Annotated in this window: 2 tRNA genes and 3 rRNA genes; all 5 read left to right on the forward strand. The window is 55.0% G+C overall.

Annotated features, from left to right (window positions below):
• Nucleotides 1-491: 491 nt before the first annotated feature.
• The 5 genes from ABD927_RS24435 (at nt 492) to rrf (ending at nt 5,813) form a co-directional block, all read left to right on the forward strand.
• Nucleotides 492-2,022: ribosomal RNA gene (locus ABD927_RS24435) — 16S ribosomal RNA — on the forward strand.
• 101 nt (nt 2,023-2,123) lie between these two features.
• Nucleotides 2,124-2,200 (forward strand) — tRNA-Ile (locus ABD927_RS24440).
• A 122-nt stretch (nt 2,201-2,322) separates the two neighbouring features.
• Nucleotides 2,323-2,398, forward strand: a tRNA-Ala gene (locus tag ABD927_RS24445).
• A gap of 291 nt (nt 2,399-2,689) precedes the next feature.
• A 23S ribosomal RNA gene (locus tag ABD927_RS24450) occupies nt 2,690-5,571 on the forward strand.
• Nucleotides 5,572-5,700: 129 nt separating this feature from the next.
• A 5S ribosomal RNA gene (gene rrf / locus ABD927_RS24455) occupies nt 5,701-5,813 on the forward strand.
• Together the 16S, 23S and 5S rRNA genes with 2 tRNA genes alongside form the textbook arrangement of a ribosomal RNA operon.
• Nucleotides 5,814-5,838 lie beyond the last annotated feature (25 nt).

A 5,838-nucleotide genomic window follows, 5' to 3' on the forward strand; every position in this document is an offset into this window, starting at 1 on the left:
GATCCATTTGCACGGCCCGAAAAAGCTGTGCTATAGTTTCTGTCTTGGCTGCTGCAACGCAAACAACGCGGTGCGGCGGTGGCGAGGAAGGGCAGGATGGTTGGGCCGGGGTGTCTTGAAGATGTCTTGGCTGGGTCATCGGGGTGTCAAAGAAAGCGAATCGCTGATTTGACAACACGAAAAAAGCTCTTCATAATCTCGCTTCTCTGCTGAACGAACGCAGCGCTGGAAACGGCGACGCGGGCGAGGCAGGGGGAAGGCGGAGTAAGCAGTAGGCAGTACCGTTCTTTAAAAACCAAACAGCCGATAAGTGTGGGCGCTTGAGTGTCGACGCGGTGTCATCCGGTTTACCGGTTGGCTAAGCCAATGAAATCAAGTGCTCACTGAAAGAAGTTTTAGGTAAAGTCATTTACCTTTCACTTTCTTTGAGTACGCAGCGAACGTACCGCGAACCTGTGTTTTGGGCTCGCAGTACATCAACAACAGAGATTGAACTGAAGAGTTTGATCCTGGCTCAGATTGAACGCTAGCGGCATGCCTTACACATGCAAGTCGAACGGCAGCACGGGGGCAACCCTGGTGGCGAGTGGCGAACGGGTGAGTAATGCATCGGAACGTGCCCAGTAGCGGGGGATAACTACGCGAAAGCGTAGCTAATACCGCATACGCCCTACGGGGGAAAGGGGGGGATCGCAAGACCTCTCACTATTGGAGCGGCCGATGCCGGATTAGCTAGTTGGTGGGGTAAAGGCCTACCAAGGCGACGATCCGTAGCTGGTTTGAGAGGACGACCAGCCACACTGGGACTGAGACACGGCCCAGACTCCTACGGGAGGCAGCAGTGGGGAATTTTGGACAATGGGGGCAACCCTGATCCAGCCATGCCGCGTGTGCGAAGAAGGCCTTCGGGTTGTAAAGCACTTTTGGCGGGAAAGAAACGGCGCCGGCTAATACCTGGCGTAACTGACGGTACCCGCAGAATAAGCACCGGCTAACTACGTGCCAGCAGCCGCGGTAATACGTAGGGTGCAAGCGTTAATCGGAATTACTGGGCGTAAAGCGTGCGCAGGCGGTCCGGAAAGAAAGATGTGAAATCCCAGGGCTCAACCTTGGAACTGCATTTTTAACTCCCGGACTAGAGTATGTCAGAGGGGGGTGGAATTCCACGTGTAGCAGTGAAATGCGTAGATATGTGGAGGAACACCGATGGCGAAGGCAGCCCCCTGGGATAATACTGACGCTCATGCACGAAAGCGTGGGGAGCAAACAGGATTAGATACCCTGGTAGTCCACGCCCTAAACGATGTCAACTAGCTGTCGGGGCCTTCGGGCTTTGGTAGCGCAGCTAACGCGTGAAGTTGACCGCCTGGGGAGTACGGTCGCAAGATTAAAACTCAAAGGAATTGACGGGGACCCGCACAAGCGGTGGATGATGTGGATTAATTCGATGCAACGCGAAAAACCTTACCTACCCTTGACATGTCTGGAATCCCGAAGAGATTTGGGAGTGCTCGAAAGAGAACCGGAACACAGGTGCTGCATGGCCGTCGTCAGCTCGTGTCGTGAGATGTTGGGTTAAGTCCCGCAACGAGCGCAACCCTTGTCATTAGTTGCTACGAAAGGGCACTCTAATGAGACTGCCGGTGACAAACCGGAGGAAGGTGGGGATGACGTCAGGTCCTCATGGCCCTTATGGGTAGGGCTTCACACGTCATACAATGGTCGGGACAGAGGGCCGCCAACCCGCGAGGGGGAGCCAATCCCAGAAACCCGATCGTAGTCCGGATTGCAGTCTGCAACTCGACTGCATGAAGTCGGAATCGCTAGTAATCGCGGATCAGCATGTCGCGGTGAATACGTTCCCGGGTCTTGTACACACCGCCCGTCACACCATGGGAGTGGGTTCTACCAGAAGTAGGTAGCCTAACCGCAAGGAGGGCGCTTACCACGGTAGGGTTCATGACTGGGGTGAAGTCGTAACAAGGTAGCCGTATCGGAAGGTGCGGCTGGATCACCTCCTTTCAGAGCGAAGCGCGTACCGCCAAGCGTCCACTCTTATCGGTTGTTGCAGTGCTGGATCGGGGCGGAGCGATCTGTTCCGTGAGCGGATCCTGTAGGAATATGGGTCTGTAGCTCAGCTGGTTAGAGCACCGTCTTGATAAGGCGGGGGTCGTTGGTTCGAGTCCAACCAGACCCACCAGAGATGGCCCCCCCCTACGCGCTGACGCGCGCCCCCCAGGGGGCGGTGCTGGCGGACCGGCAAAGCCGGATCCGCTGCACCCTGGGTGGGGCGGTGTGGTGGTGCAGGGTCGGGGTTCTTATGGGGGCTTAGCTCAGCTGGGAGAGCATCTGCTTTGCAAGCAGAGGGTCGTCGGTTCGATCCCGTCAGCCTCCACCAATTATCTGGCATCTGGTTCAGAACCTAGGCTTGAGCGCGGCGAGTCCGTGTTGAAGGCTGGGCTTTGGCTTGGCAATCGTAGTACCGGCAGTACGCATTACCGAATTGGCTGTTTTTGTTCTTTAACAATCTGGAAGAAGCACAACAGTAACAGTGTCCGGGACACGTGGGCGAGAGCCCGTGTGTGTTGGATACGGGTTGTGATTGCATTTATCAGTCCCAGGAAGTCATGTCCCTGGGACGGCACAAACGCTAGAGTAAACCAGAGTTCTATAGCCGCTACGGTTATAGGATCAAGCGACTAAGTGCATGTGGTGGATGCCTTGGCGATCACAGGCGATGAAGGACGTAGTAGCCTGCGAAAAGCTGCGGGGAGCTGGCAAACGAGCTTTGATCCGCAGATATCCGAATGGGGAAACCCACCGCTTCGGCGGTATCGCATACTGAATACATAGGTATGCGAGGCGAACCGGGTGAACTGAAACATCTCAGTAGCTCGAGGAACAGAAATCAACCGAGATTCCGAAAGTAGTGGCGAGCGAAATCGGAACAGCCTGTGCGTTTTAGCTTCGGTGATAGGGGAACGGTCTGGAAAGGCCGGCCATAGCGGGTGATAGCCCCGTACTCGAAATCCCTGAGGTGGAACTAGGCGCACGATAAGTAGGGCGGGACACGTGAAATCCTGTCTGAAGATGGGGGGACCATCCTCCAAGGCTAAATACTCGTGATCGACCGATAGTGAACCAGTACCGTGAGGGAAAGGCGAAAAGAACCCCGGAAGGGGAGTGAAATAGATCCTGAAACCGCATGCATACAAACAGTCGGAGCCTCCTTGTGGGGTGACGGCGTACCTTTTGTATAATGGGTCAGCGACTTACATTCAGTGGCAAGCTTAACCGGATAGGGGAGGCGTAGCGAAAGCGAGTCCGAATAGGGCGTTCAGTCGCTGGGTGTAGACCCGAAACCAGACGATCTATCCATGGCCAGGTTGAAGGCACGGTAACACGTGCTGGAGGACCGAACCCACTAGTGTTGAAAAACTAGGGGATGAGCTGTGGATAGGGGTGAAAGGCTAAACAAGTCTGGAAATAGCTGGTTCTCCCCGAAAACTATTTAGGTAGTGCCTCGAGTATTACTCCAGGGGGTAGAGCACTGTTATGGCTAGGGGGTCATGGCGACTTACCAAACCATTGCAAACTCCGAATACCTGGAAGTACAGCTCGGGAGACAGAGCACCGGGTGCTAACGTCCGGACTCAAGAGGGAAACAACCCAGACCGCCAGCTAAGGTCCCCAAATATCGCTAAGTGGGAAACGAAGTGGGAAGGCATAGACAGTCAGGAAGTTGGCTTAGAAGCAGCCATCCTTTAAAGAAAGCGTAATAGCTCACTGATCGAGTCGTCCTGCGCGGAAGATGTAACGGGGCTAAGCGATATACCGAAGCTGCGGATGCGTGGATTTATCCATGCGTGGTAGGGGAGCGTTCTGTAAGCCTGCGAAGGTGGCTTGTAAAGGCTGCTGGAGGTATCAGAAGTGCGAATGCTGACATGAGTAGCGATAAAGAGGGTGAAAGGCCCTCTCGCCGTAAGTCCAAGGTTTCCTACGCAACGTTCATCGGCGTAGGGTGAGTCGGCCCCTAAGGCGAGGCAGAGATGCGTAGCTGATGGGAAGCTGGTTAATATTCCAGCACCGTCGTTCAGTGCGATGGGGGGACGGATCGCGGAAGATCATCGGGGTGTTGGACGTCCCCGTTGCTGCATCGAAGAAGGCGCTCAGGCAAATCCGGGCGCGCAATTCAAGGGTGTGGCGCGAGCGAGCTTGTCTCGCGAAGTGATTGGAAGTGGTTCCAGGAAAAGCCTCTAAGCTTCAGCTGAACGAGACCGTACCGCAAACCGACACAGGTGGACGGGATGAATATTCTCAGGCGCTTGAGAGAACTCAGGAGAAGGAACTCGGCAAATTGATACCGTAACTTCGGGAGAAGGTATGCCCCGGTAGGGTGAAGTGCCTGCGCACGGAGCCTGATGGGGTCGCAGAGAATCGGTGGCTGCGACTGTTTAATAAAAACACAGCACTCTGCAAACACGAAAGTGGACGTATAGGGTGTGACGCCTGCCCGGTGCCGGAAGGTTAAGTGATGGGGTGCAAGCTCTTGATCGAAGCCCCGGTAAACGGCGGCCGTAACTATAACGGTCCTAAGGTAGCGAAATTCCTTGTCGGGTAAGTTCCGACCTGCACGAATGGCGTAACGATGGCCACACTGTCTCCTCCTGAGACTCAGCGAAGTTGAAATGTTTGTGATGATGCAATCTACCCGCGGCTAGACGGAAAGACCCCATGAACCTTTACTGTAGCTTTGCATTGGACTGTGAACCGGTCTGTGTAGGATAGGTGGGAGGCGCTGAAGCGAGGTCGCTAGATCTCGTGGAGCCGTCCTTGAAATACCACCCTGATTTGTTTGCGGTTCTAACCTTGGCCCGTTATCCGGGTCGGGGACAGTGCATGGTGGGCAGTTTGACTGGGGCGGTCTCCTCCTAAAGGGTAACGGAGGAGTTCGAAGGTACGCTAGGTACGGTCGGAAATCGTGCTGATAGTGCAATGGCATAAGCGTGCTTAACTGTGAGACTGACAAGTCGAACAGGTGCGAAAGCAGGACATAGTGATCCGGTGGTTCTGAATGGAAGGGCCATCGCTCAACGGATAAAAGGTACTCTGGGGATAACAGGCTGATACCGCCCAAGAGTTCATATCGACGGCGGTGTTTGGCACCTCGATGTCGGCTCATCTCATCCTGGGGCTGTAGCCGGTCCCAAGGGTATGGCTGTTCGCCATTTAAAGAGGTACGTGAGCTGGGTTTAAAACGTCGTGAGACAGTTTGGTCCCTATCTGCCGTGGGCGCTGGAAATTTGACGGAGCCTGTTCCTAGTACGAGAGGACCGGAATGGACGTACCTCTGGTGTACCGGTTGTCATGCCAATGGCATTGCCGGGTAGCTATGTACGGAAGAGATAACCGCTGAAGGCATCTAAGCGGGAAACTCGTCTGAAGATAAGATTTCCCGGGGGCTTGACCCCCCTGAAGGGCCGTTCGAGACCAGGACGTTGATAGGTCGGGTGTGGAAGCGCAGTAATGCGTTGAGCTAACCGATACTAATTGCCCGTGCGGCTTGATCCTATAACCCTGGCGGTTGTAGCGAGTGCCGCAAAGCAGTCACTCCCATACGAATACGCTGTTGAGCTTCTTCCCAGATTGGATGGTGCGCGCGGTTCCCGCAAGGAACCTGCGACCCGTCGACAAGTCATGCCTGACGACCATAGCAAGGTGGTCCCACCCCTTCCCATCCCGAACAGGACCGTGAAACGCCTTCGCGCCGATGATAGTGGACATTCGTCTGTGAAAGTAGGTCATCGTCAGGCTAATACCCCCCAGAACCCCTCGTGC

This window comes from Pigmentiphaga soli (assembly GCF_039541095.1).
GTDB lineage: Bacteria > Pseudomonadota > Gammaproteobacteria > Burkholderiales > Burkholderiaceae_B > Pigmentiphaga > Pigmentiphaga soli.